The organism is Thermanaerothrix solaris, assembly GCF_032334255.1.
Classification (GTDB): Bacteria; Chloroflexota; Anaerolineae; order Anaerolineales; family Anaerolineaceae; genus Thermanaerothrix; species Thermanaerothrix solaris.
Genome location: NZ_JAUHMF010000002.1, coordinates 841963 through 863788, shown reverse-complemented (window position 1 = coordinate 863788; position 21826 = coordinate 841963). Strand labels below are relative to the sequence as shown.

Annotated in this window: 20 protein-coding genes and 1 tRNA gene; 9 read left to right on the top strand and 12 right to left on the bottom strand. The window is 53.8% G+C overall.

Features of this window, described 5'->3' with window-relative positions:
• Positions 1-117: 117 nt before the first annotated feature.
• A tRNA-Met gene (locus QYE77_RS12240) sits at positions 118-189 on the bottom strand.
• A gap of 77 nt (positions 190-266) precedes the next feature.
• Here QYE77_RS12240 and QYE77_RS12235 point away from each other — a divergent pair.
• Positions 267-1028 (top strand): DUF72 domain-containing protein, encoded by a 762-nt coding sequence (locus QYE77_RS12235; RefSeq protein ID WP_315625713.1) that lies wholly within the window; start codon positions 267-269, stop codon positions 1026-1028.
• A gap of 126 nt (positions 1029-1154) precedes the next feature.
• Here QYE77_RS12235 and QYE77_RS12230 read toward each other — a convergent pair whose 3' ends face one another.
• Together QYE77_RS12230 and QYE77_RS12225 are read right to left on the bottom strand one after the other, a co-directional pair.
• Positions 1155-1553 carry a hypothetical protein gene (locus QYE77_RS12230; RefSeq protein ID WP_315625712.1) on the bottom strand — a complete coding sequence of 133 codons (399 nt, stop codon included), beginning with the start codon at positions 1551-1553 and terminating at the stop codon, positions 1155-1157.
• A gap of 173 nt (positions 1554-1726) precedes the next feature.
• The gene (locus QYE77_RS12225) at positions 1727-4525 is read right to left on the bottom strand and encodes a helicase C-terminal domain-containing protein (protein ID WP_315625710.1); all 2799 of its coding nucleotides are present in this window, start codon (positions 4523-4525) and stop codon (positions 1727-1729) included.
• A gap of 164 nt (positions 4526-4689) precedes the next feature.
• Between QYE77_RS12225 and QYE77_RS12220 the strand changes: the two genes are divergently transcribed.
• Both QYE77_RS12220 and QYE77_RS12215 read left to right on the top strand, forming a co-directional pair.
• The gene (locus tag QYE77_RS12220; RefSeq protein ID WP_315625709.1) at positions 4690-6627 is read left to right on the top strand and encodes a glycosyltransferase; all 1938 of its coding nucleotides are present in this window, start codon (positions 4690-4692) and stop codon (positions 6625-6627) included.
• Between the two features lie 63 nt (positions 6628-6690).
• Positions 6691-7608: a 1,4-dihydroxy-2-naphthoate polyprenyltransferase gene (locus QYE77_RS12215; RefSeq protein WP_315625708.1), complete on the top strand. Its 918-nt coding sequence runs from the start codon at positions 6691-6693 to the stop codon at positions 7606-7608.
• 15 nt (positions 7609-7623) lie between these two features.
• On the opposite strand, the gene QYE77_RS12210 is transcribed toward QYE77_RS12215, so the two are convergent.
• The 5 genes from QYE77_RS12210 to QYE77_RS12190 form a co-directional block, all read right to left on the bottom strand.
• Complete coding sequence (locus QYE77_RS12210) at positions 7624-8367, bottom strand: ABC transporter permease (protein WP_315625707.1); 744 nt, start codon at positions 8365-8367, stop codon at positions 7624-7626.
• A complete protein-coding gene (locus QYE77_RS12205; protein ID WP_315625706.1) occupies positions 8364-9125 on the bottom strand; it encodes an ABC transporter ATP-binding protein in 762 nt (253 codons plus the stop codon). Before QYE77_RS12205 ends, QYE77_RS12210 begins: the two co-directional genes overlap by 4 nt.
• Before the next feature lie 4 nt (positions 9126-9129).
• Entirely contained in the window at positions 9130-10074 is a 945-nt protein-coding gene (locus QYE77_RS12200; protein ID WP_315625704.1) for an ABC transporter substrate-binding protein, read from the bottom strand.
• A 131-nt stretch (positions 10075-10205) separates the two neighbouring features.
• On the bottom strand, positions 10206-12605 hold the full coding sequence (locus QYE77_RS12195; RefSeq protein ID WP_315625703.1) for a heavy metal translocating P-type ATPase: 2400 nt from the start codon (positions 12603-12605) through the stop codon (positions 10206-10208).
• Positions 12580-13053 (bottom strand): Fur family transcriptional regulator, encoded by a 474-nt coding sequence (locus QYE77_RS12190; protein ID WP_315625702.1) that lies wholly within the window; start codon positions 13051-13053, stop codon positions 12580-12582. Before QYE77_RS12190 ends, QYE77_RS12195 begins: the two co-directional genes overlap by 26 nt.
• Before the next feature lie 158 nt (positions 13054-13211).
• On the opposite strand from QYE77_RS12190, the gene QYE77_RS12185 reads away from it, so the two are divergent.
• The 5 genes from QYE77_RS12185 (at position 13212) to QYE77_RS12165 (ending at position 17897) form a co-directional block, all read left to right on the top strand.
• Positions 13212-13877, top strand: coding sequence for a hypothetical protein (locus tag QYE77_RS12185; RefSeq protein WP_315625700.1), 666 nt, complete (start codon positions 13212-13214; stop codon positions 13875-13877).
• A gap of 104 nt (positions 13878-13981) precedes the next feature.
• The gene (locus QYE77_RS12180) at positions 13982-15511 is read left to right on the top strand and encodes a radical SAM protein (RefSeq protein WP_315625699.1); all 1530 of its coding nucleotides are present in this window, start codon (positions 13982-13984) and stop codon (positions 15509-15511) included.
• Positions 15508-15933 (top strand): VOC family protein, encoded by a 426-nt coding sequence (locus QYE77_RS12175; protein WP_315625698.1) that lies wholly within the window; start codon positions 15508-15510, stop codon positions 15931-15933. Before QYE77_RS12180 ends, QYE77_RS12175 begins: the two co-directional genes overlap by 4 nt.
• Positions 15930-17408, top strand: coding sequence for a glycerol-3-phosphate acyltransferase (locus QYE77_RS12170; RefSeq protein ID WP_315625697.1), 1479 nt, complete (start codon positions 15930-15932; stop codon positions 17406-17408). Before QYE77_RS12175 ends, QYE77_RS12170 begins: the two co-directional genes overlap by 4 nt.
• Before the next feature lie 87 nt (positions 17409-17495).
• Positions 17496-17897 carry a bacteriohemerythrin gene (locus tag QYE77_RS12165; protein ID WP_315625696.1) on the top strand — a complete coding sequence of 134 codons (402 nt, stop codon included), beginning with the start codon at positions 17496-17498 and terminating at the stop codon, positions 17895-17897.
• A 50-nt stretch (positions 17898-17947) separates the two neighbouring features.
• Here the strand turns inward: QYE77_RS12165 and QYE77_RS12160 are convergent, their stop codons facing one another.
• Positions 17948-18265, bottom strand: coding sequence for a hypothetical protein (locus QYE77_RS12160; RefSeq protein WP_315625694.1), 318 nt, complete (start codon positions 18263-18265; stop codon positions 17948-17950).
• A gap of 86 nt (positions 18266-18351) precedes the next feature.
• On the opposite strand from QYE77_RS12160, the gene QYE77_RS12155 reads away from it, so the two are divergent.
• A complete protein-coding gene (locus tag QYE77_RS12155; RefSeq protein WP_315625693.1) occupies positions 18352-19254 on the top strand; it encodes a histone deacetylase family protein in 903 nt (300 codons plus the stop codon).
• 2 nt (positions 19255-19256) lie between these two features.
• Here QYE77_RS12155 and QYE77_RS12150 read toward each other — a convergent pair whose 3' ends face one another.
• The 3 genes from QYE77_RS12150 to QYE77_RS12140 all read right to left on the bottom strand — a co-directional run bounded on the left by QYE77_RS12150 (position 19257) and on the right by QYE77_RS12140 (position 21819).
• The gene (locus QYE77_RS12150) at positions 19257-20582 is read right to left on the bottom strand and encodes an MFS transporter (protein WP_315625692.1); all 1326 of its coding nucleotides are present in this window, start codon (positions 20580-20582) and stop codon (positions 19257-19259) included.
• A 68-nt stretch (positions 20583-20650) separates the two neighbouring features.
• The gene (locus QYE77_RS12145) at positions 20651-21436 is read right to left on the bottom strand and encodes an alpha/beta fold hydrolase (protein WP_315625691.1); all 786 of its coding nucleotides are present in this window, start codon (positions 21434-21436) and stop codon (positions 20651-20653) included.
• Positions 21433-21819, bottom strand: a complete 387-nt coding sequence (locus tag QYE77_RS12140) for a response regulator transcription factor (protein ID WP_315625690.1) — start codon at positions 21817-21819, stop codon at positions 21433-21435. Before QYE77_RS12140 ends, QYE77_RS12145 begins: the two co-directional genes overlap by 4 nt.
• Between the last annotated feature and the right edge of the window lie 7 nt (positions 21820-21826).

The window sequence follows — 21826 nt, the reverse complement described above, 5'->3', positions numbered from 1 at the left end:
CTTATATATTAGAATTAGAACACAAGTATGTCAAGAATCTCGACACTATTTTCGGGTTAGGGTTTCCTGCCAGTTAAAGGCAAAATCCGCCTCTGAAGGCGGATTTTATTTTACAGGTAGCGGGGGGTGGATTCGAACCACCGACCTCCGGGTTATGAGCCCGACGAGCTGCCACTGCTCTACCCCGCAGCGCGATCATTATTATAATGAGAATAAACCAAGTCGTCAAGCATTCCGCATTCACGTTCAGTGGCTTGTTTTTGCTTATGATTGAGTCTGGACTTTCTCGCCCTCATTTTTATATTGGTACGTCAGGTTGGATTTACCCCCATTGGCAGGGGCGCTTTTATCCTTCAGATCTACCAGCCAGTCAGCGTTTTGGTTATTATGCGCAACATTTCAATACTGTGGAGATTAACGCTACGTTTTACCGCACCTTCAAAGATCAGACCTACCTGAAATGGGCAACTCAGGCGCCACCGGGTTTTCGTTACGTGCTCAAAGCCCCTAAGACCATTACCCATCGGAAATACCTGGTAGAAGTTGAAGAGGATATTCGCGCCTTCTGGGCATCGGCTAATTTACTTGGTGAGAAACTAGGGCTGATCTTGTTGCAATTAGCGCCTAGCACTCCCTACGATCTCTCGCGCCTGCGCAATGCCCTCCTGGCGTTCGAGGATCCCTCGCGGGTGGCCGTGGAATTCCGTCACCCGCGTTGGCTCACCGAGGATACCAGGTCATTGCTCACCGAACTCGGTGTCACCTTTTGCGAAGCCGATTCACCCAAGAGTCGCCCCTTAGGTTGGGTTACGGCCACATCAGCCTATTTTCGCCTGCATGGCCGCAGTCATTGGTATTATCACAACTACACGCATGATGAACTTAACGAAATCGCCCATTGGATACAACAGGCCGTGGATCAAGGAGCAGACACGGTGTACGTCTTCTTCAATAACGATTTTGAAGCCTTTGCCCCATTCAATGCCCTCACCCTTCTAAAGATCCTAAATGGTGAGGAAACGCCATGATGATCATTCAACCAGGGTTGTAGAGATACCATCATATATTCCCCGTCCTTTGAGATGGGGTTCAACCGGCCAGTTTTTATTACCAGGGTTTTTATTCCGAACTGAAGATGGTTTGCGATTTGTCGTTTAGATCACAAACTGCCGCAAGCCTATTCCCTCGTCGGCCAGCGCTCGCAGATCCTCGTTCAATGTATCCATGAATGACCCAAAGACACCTTTATCATACAAGTTGGGAAAACTGGCCTCGACCACCAGATCAAAATCTTTATCTAGATATCCTCGACAGACCCGCGCCAACCGATTATACGCATTCACCGCCTGATAAACCTCATTGCGATGCGATAGCCCCTTATCATTGACCTTAAAAAACGTGGTAAACAGGACCCCAAAGGCGTAATCCTTCACGATCAGGTTAAAATGACGCGGATGGCGGGCAAACAGAACGCGATCCTCACCCCACGAGGTCTCATAACCCAAGAAATCAAGGTGGGCGGCAATCTGATCCATAAGCGTAGTGGCAAACATAAACTCTCCTTTTTTCAGTTAATCTCTGTCTGGATTTTCAGCCTTCATTCCCCCTGTGATTTATAATAACACAGAACTTTGGGCACAAGCCGCAGATTCCTAACTAAATTAATCCCTTTATTGGGATAAGCCTAAAAAAGCCTCAATCCCCCGCCTCACTCAAAACCTGACCCCTACAAATTCAACCACCGTGCCGCAGCAGCGGGTAATTCCTGCATCGAAGCCACGCGCATTGTGCACTGGGGCAGGGATTCTAAAAAGGCTTTTCCGTAACTCTTAGAGAGGACACGCCGATCTAAAATAACCACAACGCCGCGGTCGGTCTGGGTACGAATCAGGCGACCAAACCCCTGCCGAAAGCGCAAAATCGCCTCGGGCAAGTGATACTCATTGAAGGGATCCTCAAATGTCTCAGCGCGGGCCGCGACAATCGGATCGGAGGGTACATCAAAAGGCAAACGCACAATGACCAGCACCGAAAGCGCTTGGCCGGGGATATCCACGCCCTCCCAAAACGCGCGCGTTCCTAGCAGAACTGCACGTTCGCTCTCACGGAATGATTCTAAAAGCAAATTGGATGACACCCCCTCTCCCTGCTCATAGACCTGAATATCCGCTTCCAGCAGACGAGCGGTAATCGCTTCAGAGGTGCGGCGCAATTGAGCATACGACGTGAAGAGTACCAGCATGCGCCCACCGGTAGCCTTCGCCAATTGCACCAACACCTGCTCAACCTTGCGCTGATAATCTCCGCCCCCATTGGGTTCGGGAATGTCGTTGACGATATACAACAGAGTTGAGTTCTGGTAATCAAAGGGCGAATCTAACGCCAGTTCATCGGCGGTAAAAGCATTTAAGCGATTGCGCAGATAATCAAAATTTCCCTGAGTCGTTAGGGTGGCCGAGGTAAGCACAATACTGCGCTTTTCATTCCACAGGTATTTTTCCATCAGCGCACCGATGTGCACCGGTGCAACCTGCAACGCAATGCGGTTAGCCCCACCGCTGGTTTCAACCCAGTAAACAAAATCCGGATTGGGTTGACTTACCAGCGCGGTAATTTGGTGATCTGCTTCGCTTAGGCGGCGTAACACCCCATTGAGAGACCCCAGTACATCATCTAATTCCTCAGGCGCCAGCCCCAATACATCACCCAAGGCTTGTACGAACTGCTCGCCGCGCGCCACAAGCGCCACCAAGCGTTCATGTACTGCCTGCCAAGCCAGTTCCACCGCCTCCCAGGTCGGCTGATGGCGATTGCCGGGCAGTAAACGCACCTGTTGCCCATACATACCTAACGGCTGCCCTTCCCGTTCATAGTCAAGAAAGGTGTCAAGCGCAGTAAAAAATTGCCCTAGATCTTGCTCAACTTGAAACGCCAAATCAGTAAGGTGTTGAACTTCGCGATTCGCCGCGGCGAAATCCGAGGGGCGCAGGACGTTACGCAACTGGGTGAGCACATGCCCCAGAATCCCGCTCGAAGTTCCCCCTAACTCCCGCAACATGCGCGCCAAATCTTCGCGAGTGACGCGATAACTGAGGGCATTGGTGGTCGCCTCCTCTAGGTGATGGGCTTCATCTACAATCAGCGCCTCATACTCGGGGATAACACGATTGCCGGCCACAACATCCGCCAGCAAGAGCGCATGGTTGACCACTACCAAATGCGAGCTCAGCGCAGCCTGCCGGGATCGGTAAAACGGACAGGCCCCACCAGTGCGTTTAAGGCAAGTCTCGGCCTTACATTCCTCATCCTCAGCCGAAAGGCGTTGCCACACTTCACGCTCTGCCGCTCCGTGGAGTGTAATTTCACTGCGGTCTCCGCTCCCCCCTTCCCACAACCAGACTAAGACTTTGCCTAAAACGCGCAACTCATCCACGCTTTGTGGTCCCCGCTGACGCAGCGCCTCCAAACGGCGCGGACATAGGTAATTAATGCGCCCCTTCATCACTGTGGCACGCAGTTCCAACCCCAACGCTTTCACTAAATCGGGGATATCTTTTTTGATTAACTGTTCCTGCAAGGTGATGGTATTGGTAGAGATCACCACGCGGCGCCCGTTTTGCCACGCCCATAACGCCGCCGGGATTAAGTAGGCGAACGACTTTCCTGTACCGGTGCCGGCCTCCACCAGCAGATGATACCCTTCCGAAAGCGCTTGTGCCACAGCTCGCAGCATGGCGACCTGTTCAGAACGGTGCTCAAACCCGGGCATAAGACGTGAAAAGACGCCCCCTGGTTCTAATAAAGCCGCCGCTTCCTCGACATCTAATGGGACGGGTGACTCACGAGGTTCCAAAGGACGCGCCAACCACTCCGCATTAAGCGGTTGAAACCATCCACGCCCATCATCAGGTATCACCTTCGCCCGGATACCCTCACGCGCGCGCTGCTGAAGCACCTCGCTGAAGAACCAGTATCCTTTCCAGTCCAACCTTTCACTTAACCGCACCAATTCCTGCACAATGTCATCAGGAAGAGAGAGCGCCTTCTCATACAAACGATGATAAACCGCATGGGTCAGGCGTGCATCGTCCAGCGCTCGGTGTGAATTGGGCAGAGGAATGCCGAGCAACTGTCCTAATGATCCTAGGTTATACCGGCTGGCAGAGGGCATGAGAATCGCCGCCAGTTCATAGGTGTCCACCGCTTCGACCAGCATCAAGGCCCCCTGCCGCTGTAAGAATCCAAGATCAAACCCAATATTATGCCCCACAACGATGGCATCCCCCACAAACCGTTCCAGGCGCGGCAATACCGCATGCAACGGCGGCGCATCACGCACCATTAGGTCATTGATTCCGGTCAGTTGGGTGATAGCGGGAGGAATCGGTCGCCCGGGATTGACCAGAGTGCTCCAGGTCTCCTCCACCCGCGGACCGTTAAACCGCACGACGCCAATCTCAATAATGGCGTCGCGCGCCGGATCGGTGCCGGTCGTTTCCAAATCTAAAGCAACTAGTGCGGCCATCGCTTGGGATTATACCATCCCCCTTACGTGATGATCTCTTAAGCCATGGGTAGATTTTTCAAACATAAATTTTACATCTATTTTATGTCTATCTAACAGTGTTTTTATTTAAAGAGCAGAAACGTCATTTAATACTAAAAAGCAGATAAGAGATAGAGGCAAATATGGAGCTGAGACGTATCTCTTCTCCATCCTTATGGCGTCTTTTGCGTTGGGTTGACTGGTACTTCTGGATTCCCCTTTTCGTGAGCGCCTACATGATTTTCTACCTTGCCTGGCGTGCCATCGAAACCATCAATCCCGAGGTGCCTTTCCTTTCCTGGTTACTGTGGGGAGCCGAGGCGTTTAGCGTGGTCAATTACCTTCTCTTCTCCTGGATGACCCGCCGCATTGATCCCCCTGTCCCTTACCGCCCACCGCGTCCGGGGTTAAAAGTAGATGTCTTTATCCCTACTTACAATGAAGACGTGGAGATTTTAGAGGCAACCCTCACCGGTTGCCGTCTGATGACCTATCCTCATCGCACCTACCTGCTCGATGATGGGCGGCGCGAGGAAGTGCGTCAACTGGCAGAGCGGTTTGGCGTAGGCTACATCACCCGCCCGGATAACCGCCATGCCAAGGCTGGCAATCTTAACCACGCCCTCAAGCACACCGATGGAGATTTCATCGTCGTGCTGGATGCCGACATGGTACCACAGCCGGACTTCTTGGAACGCACGCTGGGTTATTTCGAGGATGAACGGCTGGCTTTTGTCCAACTGCCGCAGGAATTTTATAACCTCGACTCGATACAACACGACCAGAGCAAACCCACCTGGCACGAACAATCGCTTTTCTTCCACGTCATCCAGCCGGGTAAAAATTACACCAACAGCGCCTTTTGGTGCGGCAGTCCCTCGGTCATCCGTCGCAAGGCGTTGGAAGAGGTGGGTGGTGTCGCGACCGAAACGATCACCGAAGATATCCATACCTCAGTCCGCCTACATAGCCGCGGCTGGAAATCCCTGTTTGTTAACGAGTTCCTGGCTTTTGGCATTGCCCCACAGACCATCACCGCCTACTTGCTCCAACGCTTACGCTGGGCGCAAGGCACCATGCAACTTTACCGCAGTAAAGAGAGCCCGCTTTGGATCCCCGGGTTAACGCTTAAACAACGCCTTTCCTATTTGGCCAGTTTTTTGGCGTACATTGAATCGGTGCAGAAATTCATCTTCCTGATGATGCCGGTCGTGATCCTGCTCTTTAATGTGCTTCCAATGCGGGTTGAACTGCCGCGCTTTCTGCTCTTCTGGACGCCCTATTTCATCCTGAATATCGTTGCCAACCAGTTGGGAGGACGAGGCTATTTCCGTTATTTCAAGAGCGAAATCTACGCCTTTTTACGCATGGTCGTTTTTATTCAGTCCCTTCTGGTGCTGCTGGTCAACAAACCACTCAAATTCCAGGTCACACCCAAGTCGGTAGACCGCTCGGTGTACGAAAAAGAACGCAATGCCCTGCGCTGGCACTTTGCCCTGCTGGGCGCCATGATCGGGGCGCTTTTGTTCGGCAGTTTTCGCCTCCTGTTTTCAGGAATCACCGGCCTGAGTCGCGAGGCTTTCTGGATTGTGGTGTTCTGGGGGGGTTACAACGCCACCGTGGTTTATCTGGGGGTACGAGAAATACTCAGCCGCCGGCACGAACGCCGTCATTATCGCTTCTCAGTAAATCTTCAGGGGTGCCTGGAGCATGATAGCCACAAGTATCCTGCGAAAATCTACAATCTTTCCCTCAGCGGAGCAGGCTTTCGGGTTCAAGCGCCTTTTACTGCCCAAACAACCCTGTCAAGCGGCCGCTTGACCTTTAGCACCCCATACCATCGCCGCATTGATGTCATCCTGAAATCGGTGATGTTGCGCCGTGCCGATAAACAAGGATGGCTCGAAGGCGGCGCCGCATTTGATACCTTGGAACCCAAAGCGCGAGATTCCCTCTTGGAGTACCTCTTTGTTTATCGCCCGGGCGAACTTTTGCGAAAAGAGTTCAGCGCAGCCCAATCCGTTCGCACGCCCTCATTCCGGTCGCAAGGTTTCCCTGCTCCATCTCAAGAGGCCCAGTGAGTATCAAAGGATTAGAAAGGTTTCAACCATCTCGACGTTCAAGGTATAATACAGCCCGTCTCGATGGAAGGGAAACCCTCACTCACAAACGCTTCCTGGCACGCCTGGGTTTTGGCCAGCCGTCCAAGGACGCTCCCTGCCGCGGCGTCGCCGGTCATTGCCGCCACCGCACTGGCATGGGCGGAAGGGCACTTTCATTGGGGAGCAGCGTTGGCCGCGCTAGCAGGTGCGTTATTGCTACAAATTGGCGCTAACTTGGCGAATGATTACTTCGATTACCAAAAAGGCGCCGATACCGCGGAGCGCCTGGGGCCATTGCGCGTTACCCAAGCCGGGTTACTAAAACCACGCCATGTCCTGGCCGGCACCATGGTCGTGTTTGGCCTGGCGAGTCTGGTAGGTATTTACCTGATCGCGCTGGCTGGTTGGCCGGTACTGCTGATCGGTTTAGCGTCCATCCTGGCCGCCCTGGCCTATACCGGTGGGCCGCGCCCTTATGGTTACAGCGGATGGGGAGAGGTGGCCGTCTTCGTCTTCTTTGGCTTGGCCGCAGTTATAGGCACTTACTACGTTCAAGCGCGGCAGGTGAGCGCTGGGGCCGTAGCGTTGTCTATTCCCATCGGGCTCTTGATTGTCAACATCCTCGTCGTTAACAATCTCCGTGATATCCCCACCGACCGCGCCAGCGGTAAACATACCTTAGCCGTTCGCTTCGGTGAAGCCTGGACGCGGCGGGAATATCTCGTTTTATTGATCTTCACGTACCTGGTTACCATTGCTGCAAGTATAACCGGGGTCCTCCCTCTGGGTGCACTGCTTGCTCTGGCTTCACTGCCGCTAGCCGTTCGGGTCACCCGCGGGGTCTGGTCAAACCGGGGACGGGCACTCAATCATTCTCTGGCCGGGAGTGCACAGTTGGTACTGGTATTTAGCCTGCTGTTTTCCCTTGGAATCGTGCTCGAAAAAATCCTGTTTCTCTAGCATTTGTGAAGCAGATCAAGCGGCCGTCTGCCAGCGGCACCAGCGTTTCTCCATCCCATCCACCAAAAAATACAACCCTAACCCCAACACGCTCATGGCCACCACACCCGCATACATAGCGGGGTAGTTCAAAAGCGCGCTGCCGTTGAGGTAGATGTAATATCCCAGACCCTTCTGCGTCGCAAAGAGCTCAGCAACATAAAGCACGGCCACCGCTGTGCCAATGGATTGGCGCAAAGCCGTTAGAATTGCGGGCAAACTGGCCGGAAGATAGACAAAGCGAAACAGTGCTAGACGGCCTGCCCCCAGGCTGCGCACACTCAAAATTAGTTCCGGGCGTAAACCTGCCGCCTGATCGCGTACCAGCACCAAAATCTGGAAAAATAAAATTAAAAAGATCACCACGATCTTGGAAAGATCCCCAATACCGAGGAAAAGCAATACCACCGGAACAAAGACCACTTTTGGAATGGGGTAGAGAAGGTAAATAACCGGCGCAAAAAAAGCATTTAAGCGCCGCGACTGCCCCAAAATCAAGCCCACTGGCGCCGCGGTAAAAATGGCCAGCAGTGTACTGGCTACCACCCGCCATAGGCTGGCTAAAAAATGCCCGCCCAGCGAACCGTTCCGAATTTCTTGCCATAACGCCACTCCGACCTCTGTCGGGGGTGGCAAAACGGGTTGACGAACTAACATCGCCACTCCCTGCCAAAGCGCCAGCAACGCTAATCCGGCCAGAAGTAGATGACGCCGGCTCATACTTCCTCCAACCGGGCACGCAATTGACGGCAGAGGTCTTGATATGCCGATGAATCCCGGTAGCCAGACTGAAGCACTCCGGGATTTTCAATCACCCGGGCTGAGTGGTTAGGCATCCTCCCCAAAAGCAAGATGTTCTGCCCCATCAGCGCCGCCTCTTCGATGGAATGGGTAACCAAGACCAATGTTAAACCACGTTCTTGCCACAGATCCAGTACCAGTCGCTGTAGATTTTCGCGCGTTGGTGCATCCAATGAGGCAAAGGGTTCATCCATCAGCAAGATATCCGGATTCAAGACCAGGGTGCGAGCAATTGCCGTGCGCTGGCGTTGACCACCAGAAATCTGGCCAGGATAGTGCTCAGCGACCGAAAGCAACCTCAAACGTTCCAGCCAGGGTTCCACATCCAGCGTTGGGCGATAATCGCGGGGAGCGTGAACACCATCGGCACCATAGAAATTACGAATGCGTAAACCCAACCGCACGTTTTCGCGCACCGTTGCCCAGGGTAGTAATCCATAATCTTGGATGATTAACCCGGTCTGCGGACGTGGGCGGGTCAGTACTTGGCCATCAATGCGAACCACACCCCGCTGGGGGCGGAGTAAACCGGCTAGCAAGGAAAGCAAGGTGCTCTTGCCACAGCCCGATGGCCCCAGAATGACCCAGGATTCATTGCGCCCGGCGCGCCAGGTAAAATCCTCAAAGATAGGCGTACCGGGAGTATAGCCAAACGTGATGGATTCGACCTCGATCATCCTCTCAGGGCAGCAATTTTGGATTGACGCAATCGCTATAGGTCAGGTCTTTATCCAGATAGCCCTTCGCCTTCGCCCATGCCAGCGCATCGGTAAATTGCGCTTCGGTTGGCACCCCCTTCAAGGGGTAGGTGGGCACGCGAAAACTCTCGGCCAGGGGGGCGGGCACCATCTTTTGTTCGACCATCAGCCCACTGTATTTCTGGGGATCGGCATTGATGTGTTGGGTGGCTTCTTCTATGGCCGCCAAGAACCCTTTTACCGCTTGCGGATGCTGATCAATGAGTGCCTTGCGTACAGAAATCACACTGAAGGAATACCCCGGGGCAAGCCTATCATCAAAGAGCGGAACTGCACCTTGCTGCTCCGCCAGGGTAGCAAACGGTTCCGGCAACATAGCAGCTTTCAGTTCCCCACTGGCCAAAAGCGCCATGCGATCGGGAATTTTCGGCACCGAAATCGTCTGGATCTCGTCTGGCTGGAAGCCTTGAACTTCTAACAGGCGCTGGGTCAGATATTCGATGACTGTCGCTTGCGATACCCCAATCGGAACGCCCTTCAGATCCGCTGCCTTTTGAATATTAGCCCCCTTAGCCGCCAAAACACGAAAGAGAGCTTGCTCTGCTGTTGCCGTACGGGCAAACCGTACCGCCTGCACCTGTGGGGTTTCCTTATTGAAGAACATCACCGACGTTAACTCATTGATCATTGCATCTGCCTGCCCAGCAGCCACCAATTGATCCCGCTCAGGCCCCGAACTGACCGGAAGAATCTCAACTTTGACGTTGTATTTCTCAAACAAACCCTCTTGTTGAGCGACCACAATGGGCAGTCCATCCAAAATGGGAAGAAGAGCAACCCGAATGGTCACCGCCTCGGCTGGTTTAGTCGGTGCGCATGCGCTTAGGAAGAATAAGACAAATAAGAATAAACCCATCCACTTTTTCATACTTGATCTCTCCACAGAAGATTCCGCGCCTAAAGTATAACCCAAATGTCAGCCCTAACCATCGGTCAGGCAAAAAATAGTCGCCTGCCCGATAGACCGAACAGGCGACCAGAAGGATTAACCAGCCAGACCTAGGAAGAAAACTGGCGCAACATCCGTGAGATAGGTTTTTGCTGGAATAACCATGTATCCGTTCCGCGATAAGCCAAGAGGCGCAACCCATTTAGGACCACAATCACCGTGCTCCCCTCATGGCCCAGAACCCCTAAAGGCAATGGCAGGGTAGCACCAAACGTGCTCACCACCAGCACGACGATCATGACCAACGCAAACGAGAGATTTTGCCAAACCACCTGTTGCGCGCGCCGCGCCAATCCCAACGCATAGGGGATCTTGCGCAAATCATCCGACATCAGGATTACATCAGCCGTTTCAATCGCTACATCAGTACCTGCGCCCCCCATCGCAATCCCCAAATCGGCAGCCGCCAATGAAGGCGCATCATTGACACCATCCCCTACCATCGCCACCGAGCCATAAGTCTCACGTAATTCTCGCAAGACACGCACCTTGTCCTGCGGCAAGAGATTGGCATAATATGCATCCACACCAGTACGCGCCGCGATCCGCGCAGCAACGCGCTCATTATCTCCGGTCAGCATGACCACACGCTCAATGCCAACTTTCTTAAGCGCCTGGACGACCAAGGCTGCCTCAGGACGAAGGGCGTCGGCTACGGTCAAAAGCCCGACAAAACGGCCCACCCCGGCCTCGGGCCCGGAAAGGTTACTGGTGTAAGCCAGCATCACTGTCTGCCCCTCAGCCTCGAGTTGCTGAATCCGGGTTTGGAGTTCCGTAGGGATGGGAAGATTACGTTCGGCAAAAAAGCGGACATTTCCCACCAGCCAGTGACGTTCTTCAACCTGGGCTTCGACACCTCGCCCCGGAAAAGCACGGAAATTCAATGCCGTGGGCAAGGACAAGCCACGTTCCTGAGCCGCGCGCACAATGGCGGCCCCAAGGGGATGCTCTGAACGGGCTTCTACAGCGGCCACCTGTTTTAAGAGGGTATTTTCATCCAGGTTCTCCAAAGGATAAACACCTGTTAACTGAGGCACCCCATGGGTCAGCGTACCGGTTTTATCAAAGGCCACCACTTTGAGTCTGGCCGCTCGCTCCAAATGCACACCCCCTTTGAAAAGCACCCCGTTGCGCGCGCCGTTCGCAATGGCCGAAAGGATACTGGCAGGGGTCGAGATCACCAAGGCACAAGGCGATGCAACCACCAACCAGGTCATAGCTCGGTAGAACGTAGGGTAAAAGGGCTGCCCCAGGACAAAATAAGGGATCACAATCAACAGAACCGCAGCACCAAGCACGAAAAAGGCATAATACTGCTCAAACGTATCCAGCACCCGTTGCGTCTTAGCCTTATTGGCCTGTGCCTCTTCGACCATCTGGACAATGCGCGCCAAGGTGGTATCGTGTGCCAGGCGTGTTACCCGCACTTCCAGGCTGCCGTTGCCGTTAACAGTGCCGGCAAAGACCAAATCTCCTACCTGTTTGCTCACTGGCATGGATTCACCAGTAATGGTCGCCTGATTAACTTCTGACGCACCGCTGATGACCTCGCCGTCAATCGGGAAACGCTCCCCGGGGCGCACCACGATGATATCCCCGGGTACCAATTTTTCTACCGGTAGCGCGACTAAACGTGAACCCCGTCTCACGGTGGCTACTTTGGGACGCAAGTCCAGCAATTTCTCAATGGCCTTACGGCTGCGATCCATGGCATAGGCCTGAAGGGTATTAGAAAGCGAGAACAGGAAGAGAAGCGCGGCCCCCTCAGCGGGTGAACCAATAAATGCTGCCCCTAACGCCGCCAGGATCATGAGCAAATCCACATTGAGGGTTTTTTCCCGCAGAGCCTCCAAACTCGCCAACAGCCCAAACCAGCCCCCGGTGAGATATGCCAGAGCAAATAACCCGTTGACAATGGGTGCAGGCGTATCCCAACGTTGGAGCAACAACGCCGTTAATGTAAGAAATGCCGTGAGAATTGTGAATAGGCCCTGTATACGCCGCTCATCCAGGCGAGGGGGGGTGATCTCCCGCCCGGGTAAATGGGCCGAAAGTTCCTCTACCTCTGCCACAGGCTGAACCGCCTCAGTCCATGTCACCTCTAGGATACCGTTGCGAAATGCCACCCGTTCTGGATCTAACCCTAGCCCTTGTCCCAACTGCAGAGCACATAATGCACATGCCGCTGCGCCGTTTTCGCGGCGGGCAGCACATTGATTAGCACGCCCCGCCGCTAACCGGCCAGCTTCATTGACCAGGCTGAGGGCACGTTCGGGCGAGATCACCTCGGGGTCATAAATCAGACGCAGGCGCCCCTGGTTGTAGTCATAATGGACGGCTTTAACTCCAGCATATCCTCTCAAAGTATCGGCGAAAACATCGGTGCAACGCAAGCCCGAAGGGGGTACATTGGAGAAACGTTGCTCAGGCGTTGTCTCGGCGGTGATCATAATCGGTTTCCCTCCGTGCGATGGATGTCTTTTGCTGACATTCAGGGCAAAGCCCGTAGTACAACACGCGCGCTCCCAGCACCCGATAGCCCGAAGCGGCGCTGATCTCTTCGTCTAAAAACTGCACATATTGGCTTGGGAAATCCACAATCTTGTGGCAGGAGACACACGCCAGGTTAATGTGCGGATCGGTGTCGGCGTCATAATGCGCCATGCCATCCCCGGCATTTCCTAATACATTGACTGCACCGAGCCGCACCAAGACTTCTAAGGTGTTATAGACCGTTGCCAGGCTCAAGGATGGAAAGCGCGGCTTTAGGGTCTCATAGATCATGGTCGCGGTCGGATGGTCATGGCTGGTCGCCAGAAGTTCACAAATTGCCTGGCGTTGCGGGGTAATTCGCAAGCCTGCTTTACGTAGGGAGTCGAGAAGAATGGTTGTCTCCATTTTATTTTGTATTCACTCCAAAGTAATACTCTTTATAAATTTATAATCATTATAATTATCTGCCGCAAATTGTCAATCCCCCAACCCTCCCATCTCTTCATGAAATTGTCAATCATGCTAAAATAAGTCGAATTTTGCTGCCAAAGGAGGTATCCATCATGCTCAAACCCGGGTCTTTATGGGTTCTTCTTGTGGGATTGGTCGTGCTCGGATTACCTGCTCTGGCCTGTGGACTCCCAGGCCAAGTCGCTCCTACGGCTACGCGGCAGGTTGAGATCCTGTTCCAAGACGATTTCTCCGACCCGGATAGCGGATGGGATCGTCGCCAAGATAGCGACGGCGTGACCGATTACACTGGCGATGGGGCCTACCGCATTCGCGTGGACACCCCTAACCTGGAAGTATGGGCGAATCCCGGTCGGAATTTCAAAGATGTGCAAATTGAAGTGGATGCCACCAAGGTTGCCGGTCCGGATGACAACGACTTTGGGGTTCTCTGCCGGTATGTGGACACCCAGAACTTCTACTTCTTCCTTATCAGCAGCGATGGTTATTTTGGCATCGGCAAAAAGGTTAATGGTGAAACCCAGGTCATCGGGGCTGAAAACTTAGAATCACACACTGCTATTCGGCAGGGAACGACCACCAACCATATTCGAGCCGATTGCGTAGGCAATACCCTAAGCCTCCATGTTAACGGCACCTTGCTGCGCACCGTTAATGATGAGGCTTTAAAAGAAGGTGATGTCGGCCTGATAGCAGGTGCATATGCCGAGCCGGGGGTCGAGATCTTCTTTGATAACTTCATGGTGTATAAGCCTTAATTTGTCCTGCGCTTAACACCCAAATAACACTTTTGATCCAATCCCCCATCCACAGATGGGGGTATTTTTATATTCAGCATCTTGACCATCAACGGAGGTGATTCATGACGACAAAAATCTCAACCACAACTTCCTCCACGCCTTCGCGCCGCCTTACTCTGCTAACCAATCGAGTGGTGGAATTAGCTCCCTTACTGGCGCGCAGCCAAACCACTCGTCATTGGATTGTGCGTACTATCGAGAGCCAAATTCATGAACAATTCAACGCCCAGCGGCTAGCCGGGAATGACTTGCCCGGCCTGATTGCTGATCAAGAAGCCTTTGCTCTGGCTCTATTACGGGTTGCAGAGCGTGCACTCACCGAGTACCACCTTTCCAAGCCCTGGCTGCAAGGGCTGTTCAACACGCTGATCCGGGATCTGTTTCTGGAAAAACAACGCCGTCGCGAAGCGGCAAAAGCCTTCCGCGCACAATATGGTTATGATCAACCCTCTTTCCTCACCATCAGCCCCTTCAAAGGATGCAACCTACGTTGTGTGGGATGTTATGCCGATTCTGGCGCCAATTCCCAAAAATTAGAGTGGGAAATCGTAGACCGCCTGGTCACCGAAGCTGAAACACTGTGGGGAGCACAGTTTATTGTCATCAGCGGCGGCGAGCCTTTAGCATATCGTTCCCAAGGTAAGACCATCCTGGATCTAGCCGCCGCTCACCCTGAAACCTTCTTTTTGATGTACACCAACGGCACATTGATCTCCGACAAAGTCGCCCAACGCCTAAGTGAATTGGGTAACCTCACCCCGGCCATCTCGCTCGAAGGCTGGCGTGAGCAGACCGATCAACGCCGTGGTCATGGGGTCTTCGACAACGTCATGGCGGCTATGGACCGCCTCTATCAGGCTGGCGTTCCGTTTGGGGTTTCGCTCACAGCAACGCGACATAATGCCGAGATCATCCTCTCAGAAGAATTCATTGATTACATCTTCTTTGAGCGACACGCCCTCTACGGCTGGATTTTCCAGTACATGCCCATTGGGCGTTCTTTCACTCTGGATTTGATGCCCACCCCTCAGCAACGGTTGTGGATGTGGCAACAATCCTGGCGTCTCATCCGCGAAAAGCGCATCCTCCTGGCCGATTTCTGGAACCACGGCACGCTAGTCGGAGGGTGCATCTCCGCAGGAGGCTACGGTAAAGGCGGGTACTTTTACGTGGATTGGAATGGCAACATTAGTCCGTGCGTGTTTGTGCCGTATGCCGCGGTCAACATCAAGGACGTTTACGCGCGGGGCGGTAATCTTAATGATGTTTACCGCGAACCGTTTTTTGCCGGCATACGACGGTGGCAAGCAAGTTACCAGCACCAGAACCTTCTCGCCCCGTGCTTGATTCGTGATCATCATGATGTCCTGCGTCGGCTCATCAAAGAACACGAGCCCGAACCCAGTGATGAGAATGCCCGTGCTGCTCTACTTGACCCATCCTATGCAGAGGGTTTAATGAATTACGCACGAACGTACCAGGAAATGGCTGATCGTGTTTGGCAGCACACCTATGTCGAAGGTCATGCGCCAGAAACTACGGATATCCAAAACGCTCAACCCCACGTTCCAGAGGTGATTTCAACCCCATGACGCCCGGTTTCCTGGGTTATCGCTGGTTACGCCGGTTATTTAGCACTTCATCCCCCTCCACCCGCGGGCGGTTGCGAAGCATTCGCCTGCGGGTGGAAAACCCGTCCATGCATCGCACCCTCTTCACCGAGGGATTGGGATTGCCGTTGGTCTCCACCCCTTCAGACCAACAGGTCGTATTTTCGGTTGGAGAAGGTCTGGATTTAATTCTGCAAGATGCTTCAGCCTCATCTCATACCGAAATCGAACTCACGTTTGAAGTCCCCGACCTTGAATTTGCTCGAACCCATCTGCGACACAACGGCTATAATAATTTAGAGGAGCCCGAAGGGGATGATTGCTGGTGCCACCCCCAAAGCAAAATTGCCGTGCGGTTGAAGCCCATGACTAATAAGTCCTTGGGTGAAGGAGAGGGACAATGACATGTGTGTGGGTGGTACTTACAGGCTACCTGATTGGCTCACTATCGGGGGCTATTTTGGTCAGCCGTTGGTGGAGCGGGCGGGATATCCGCACCTTAGGTGACGCCAACGCCGGTACCGCCAATGTTGCCCGTCACTTGGGGATTAAACCGGCGGCCTTCGTGGCGATTGTGGATATTGCCAAGGGAAGCCTTGCTATCCTGGTGGCACGCGCTTCGCTTGCACCCGAGGTTTGCACGGTTTTTGCCGGTGTTGCCGCTGTGTTGGGCCATCGTTTCCCTCTCTACTTCCGCTTCCGCGGCGGCCGCGGGTTGGCCACCACGTTAGGTGTATTGCTCGCCCTCACCCCCAGGCAAACGCTGATGGCCCTTCCACTTTATGGGATGATTTACCTGGGCAGCGGTGGCAGTGGCATCCTAGCCACCTTACTGGGGTTTCCGGTGCTCATGTTGCTCATTTATTGGGATGGCTATGATCCCTGGATCATCGCCGCGCCGATGATCCTCGCACTCACCACCGCCGTATGCTCCCTACCCGAGATCTTAGCACGTTGGCGTCAGACCCGCAATGCACGTCGCTTGCTCTATGAACTACTTCATCCCCGCATCACTCCCCTACCCAAACCCACCACAGTGGTGCTCACCGACAGCGTGGCGTCCTTGCCCCCCGACCTTTGCCAACGCGAAGGCATCCATATATTGCCTTTGGCGCTTATCTTGCCCCAGGGGGTTGCCCGCGATGGTCTCGATGTGGACACCCGTGATTATTACCAGCGTTTACGCAGCGACGGTCTACTGCCGAAGACTTCTGCCCCAGCACCCGGAGAATTTCTGCAAGCCATCCGCCAGGCGGTTGGCTCAGACCAAACGGCTCTGATTCTAACTCCCCCGGCAGAACTCACCCAATGTTTCTTCAGTGCCAGCCTGGCTGCCCAAATGGCAGCCGAAGAAGGTTTGCAGGCTCGCGTGGTGGATACGCGCCTGGCCGGACCGGCGCAAGGGCTGCTGGCACTCGCCGCAGCCAGGATGGCCGCTAGCGGTGCTAGTGCCGAGCAGATCATTGACACCTTGCCCGCCCTGATCCCCCGCATCGGCATCATTGGCGTCCTGGATACTCTCAACTTCATCGCTCACAGCGGTCGGGTAAATGTGATTACTCCTCTTTTAGAATCGGCGCTCCGCCTGTATCCGGTGCTCTCACTCTATCAGGGGCATATCCGCCTGGAAAGCGTTGAGCGCACCCGCCGCAGAGCCATTGAGCGGATGGTTGACTGGATGCAAAAACATTTGAGCGGAAAAATTGTGGCTCTTATCTGTTTTCACGCCGATGCCTTGGAAGAGGGCGAGACACTTTACCAACGCCTCGTTGAACTCCTCCAACCCCATGAGCACTACTTTACGGAATTGACGCCCGTGATTGGAGCCCACGCTGGTCCAGGTGTCCTGGGTGCCGCATGGTGGCAGGAGGACGAGTAAGGCAAATTAACCTCTGTTTTATGGAATGCGAACAGATTTTTAGGATAATTTATAAGTAAAGAGAGACGAATCAGGGAGAGCAAAATAATGTTTGAGTGGAACTCCATCTACAGTATTGGGGTAGCACAGTATGACGACCAGCACAAACGCCTGTTCGCCATTGCCCAGAAACTCTATGAGGCAATGAGTTCCGGCCAAGGTCGCGCCGTTCTCAACGACATCTTTGATGAATTGGTAGAGTATACCCGCACCCATTTTGCCTCTGAAGAAGCACTAATGGTGCGCTACGGCTATCCTGATTACGCCATCCACCGTCAGCAACATGAAGAATTGACCCAACAGGTACTGGAGTTACGGGAAAAGTACCGCAGTGGCCAAATCGCCCTCTCCATTACAGTCATGAATTTTCTCAAAGATTGGCTGAGAAACCATATCTACGATAGCGATAAGCGGTATGGACAATTTTTAAACACCAAAGGCGTGCGCTAATATCACACGCCTTTGGTTCATTCAGTTTCGGAATATCTACCGAGACCATCCTAAGGGGTGTTTCCGCGCTCACGTTCAAGCAAGAGGCGAGTGGCGCGGGTGTTTTCTTCCACCGCGATCAATAGATCCAGCACTTCTCCAATGCCATAGAGAAAGACCGCACTGATCGCGCCCCAAAGCAGGATCCACAAGCTGCCCAACACCCCCAAGCCACGCATCATGAAACGCCAATCGCCCGGACCAAGCATGCGGGCCGCCCCGCCAACCAAAGCCGCCACCGCCGCAATCAGGGCTATCAGGAAAACAATCACCCCCAAAACCTTAAAGATAATTCCAATCACACGCAAAGCCCCAAAACGCTTCTCCATAGGTTTGACACCTCCATAACTAGGGATAGACATTCGACGTTCAAATAACTATAATCCCTTCTAGTCATGGCTGCCAAGGGTTAATCATGCACATCTTCTACTCAGACCATTGCGAGTTTCCCCTTCCTCCAGGGCATCGCTTCCCGGCGGAAAAATACCGCCTTTTGCGCGAGGCCCTGCTTCAGCAAGACATTATCCCCCCCGCAAGGTTCCATCCGGCGGAACCGATTCCGCTGGATCTTCTGGCTTTGGCCCACACACCGGCCTATATCCAGGCGGTCTTAGAAGGCACTCTCCCATCCCAAATTGAACGCCAAATTGGATTGCCCTGGAGCCCCGAACTGGCCCAGCGCTCGTTATTGAGCGTCGGAGGCACCTGGCAAGCAGCTCAACACGCCTTACGCGATGGCCTTAGCGGAAACCTGGCCGGTGGAACTCACCACGCCCTGGCCGACCAGGGGATGGGATTTTGCGTGTTTAACGATGCGGCAGTTACAGCGATAGCCTTACTCGAACACGGGTGGGTACACCGGATTGCGGTGGTAGACCTGGATGTGCACCAAGGCAACGGCACTGCTGCCATCCTGGGGCCATACTCACAAATTTTCACCCTTAGCCTACACGGGGAAAAGAACTACCCTTTTCGCAAGGTGCCTTCTACCCTCGATATCGGTTTACCTGACCATTGCGATGACGCTACCTACTTGGCTGCACTGGACGAGGGCATAAAAGCCGTGCTGAACTTTCGCCCTCAAATCGTGCTTTACCTCGCCGGCGCAGATCCTCTTGCTGCGGATCGCTTAGGACGTTTGGATTTAACGCTGGAAGGATTAGCCCAACGCGACCGCATGGTGCTAGACGCCTGTTCGGCACACAACATCCCGGTGGTCTTGGTCATGGCCGGGGGTTATGCACAACCGATAGAGCTCACGGTTGAGGCCCACCTCCAAACCTATGTTCTGGCACAAAATATCGTGGGCATGGCGTAAGGTCACCTCAGTTGCCGTAGGGTCGGACGGTATAAGGCCACCAGCCCACTAAACAGCAGTGAAACCAACGCGCCTATCCCAATCGCGGCGGGAGCGCCGACACGGTCTGCCATCAATCCTGCCTGCAAGCCGCCCAAACGCATCATTCCTTGAACGGTCATCGAATAAACAGCCATTACCCGCCCACGGAAGGCATCTGGGGTATGCAATTGAAGCAGGGTATTCGCCAATGCGTTTTGGAGGACGAAGAACCACCCGACTAAAAACATCAGACTCAATGAGAGCACAAACGATCGTGAAAAGGAGAAGGCAATCAGCGCACTTGGGAAACCAAGGCTACCTAAAGTTAGCCACATTCCCCGGCGAGTACGCGCCGGGAACGACGAAACCGTTAGTGCCGCCAGCACCGCCCCCACACCCACAGCCGTCAACAGCAACCCCAGCGGCAATGCCTCAGGCGCACGGCACGAAAAGGCATCCAGAGGCCCTTCACACATGGCTGCTATGATTGGACGCGCGCTTTCCAACAATATTCGCTGGGCAAAAACTGGCATCAAGGTAGTATAAGGCATGGAAAGTAAAGCGCTTAAAGCCACGAGGGCGATGAGTAAGCGGGGAACTTCCTGCCCTAAGGCGAAGCGCAAACCCTGCCATAGGTACTTCCCATCTTGCGCGCCCGAAGGATCTGCTTCGGGGATAGGCAAATCCCGCATAGCCAACAAACTGGCGATAACCGCTACAAACGTCAATCCATTAATCAAAAATGCGGTTGCCTCACCCGTTGTCGCCACCAGGCCACCCGCCAACGCCGGACCAACGGCGCGGGCCAGGTTGAACATGGCTGAGTTTAGGCCAATAGCATTGGTAAGATCCTCTTTGCCTTCCACCAACTCCACCGTCATCGCTTGGCGCGCTGGCATATCCACGGCGTTAGCGGCTCCCAGGATAAAAGCCAACACATACACATACCCGATACGAATCCAACCGCTCCAAGTTAGTCCGGCCAGGATGAACGCCTGCACCATCATCACAATTTGTGCTATCAACACCACTTGGCGCTTGGGCAAACGATCCGCAACCGCCCCTCCCCAAAGCGAAAACGGCACCAATGGAATCAAGGCCACAAAATTAACCATGCCCAGCGCCACCGCTGAGCCGGTCAGACGATAGACCAACACCTGCTGGGCAACTGATTGCATCCAGGTGCCGATCAACGAGATGGACTGCCCTGTAAACCAGAGGCGATAATTCCGATGGCGTAAAGCCCGAAACGTGCGATAAAAAACCCGCTGCACGCGATCTCGGTGACGTAGTGCCGTTATGGTCATTGTGGTACCCCAGGTTCAAAGCAGGCTCAATTCACCCCAAAATATCACGGCGTTGCCAAGGTGTTCCTTCAGCGCACCCGCCGCTTCCATTCCTCTTTGAGCTGTAACTGGCGTGGGCTCTCCCCGGACGGAAGGGCCAAAAAATCATTGGTCAAGCGGTTAAATTTGCTACTATCATCCAACATCGGAAAATGCCCAGCATTCTCAAAGTAGACCAGGTGCATGTTCTCGGGCATTGAATTAATCTGCTCATTGGAAGCTGGCTCGATCAAAGGATCATCCAACCCATAGACCAGCAAGCAAGGCAAACGGAACTCCTGCCAGAGGCTCACCAGATTTAACTCCCTTAAGTCATCCAATGAGGTGAGCACGGCTTGGGGATCGGTCTTAATCGCATCCGTCAACACGGGCTCAGTGAGAGGAGAGCCGCTGAGCAACCAGTGCGCCAAATCATCCGGGCTGGTGTTCCGCAGCCGATGACTGACCTGATCCCGGCCCAATGGCAGGCTAACCGCCATTAGACGATCCACTGCCTCGGGATAGCGCGCCGCAAAGCGCATTCCGACTAAAGCCCCTAGTCCATGCCCAATAAGTGCAATTTTGAGAATCCCGATTTTCTCCATAAAAGCGACCAGGAGTTCAACCTGATCATCCAACCGATAGCACCGGTTCTTGGCCGTGTCCCCAAAACCCCATAAATCCAGCGCATAGGCGCGATAATTCAATGAAACTGCCTGCATCATCGGAATCCAATAACGCCATGAACCTACCCAGCCATGCAGAAAGATGACCGGGCGGCCTCGCCCAAGGACTTCATAATGGACAATAGCGTCTTCCAGCAGGATCGCGCTCATGTTCCCATCGTTGGTGGACGTTTCTCCAACAATTCGCGCACACGCCGGGTCAGTTCATCCGGAGCAAATGGTTTAAGCAGATAATCTGTTGCCCCAGCAGCCAGCCCGGCTTGAATCTCAGATTCTTGACCTTTGGCCGAGAGAAAAACCACCGGGATGTCTTTCAGCACCGGGTCGGCCTTGAGAGCCTGGCAGGCCTGATAGCCGTCCATGCGCGGCATGCGCACATCCATAAGAATTAAAGACGGATGAAGCTGCGCCGCCGCCTGCACGGCCTCCTCGCCGTTGCTCACGGTTGTAACCTCATACCCGGCAAAGCGCAGGGTAAATGCAATCAGTTCCCGGATATCACGTTCGTCTTCAGCCACTAGGATGTGGGTCATTGAACTC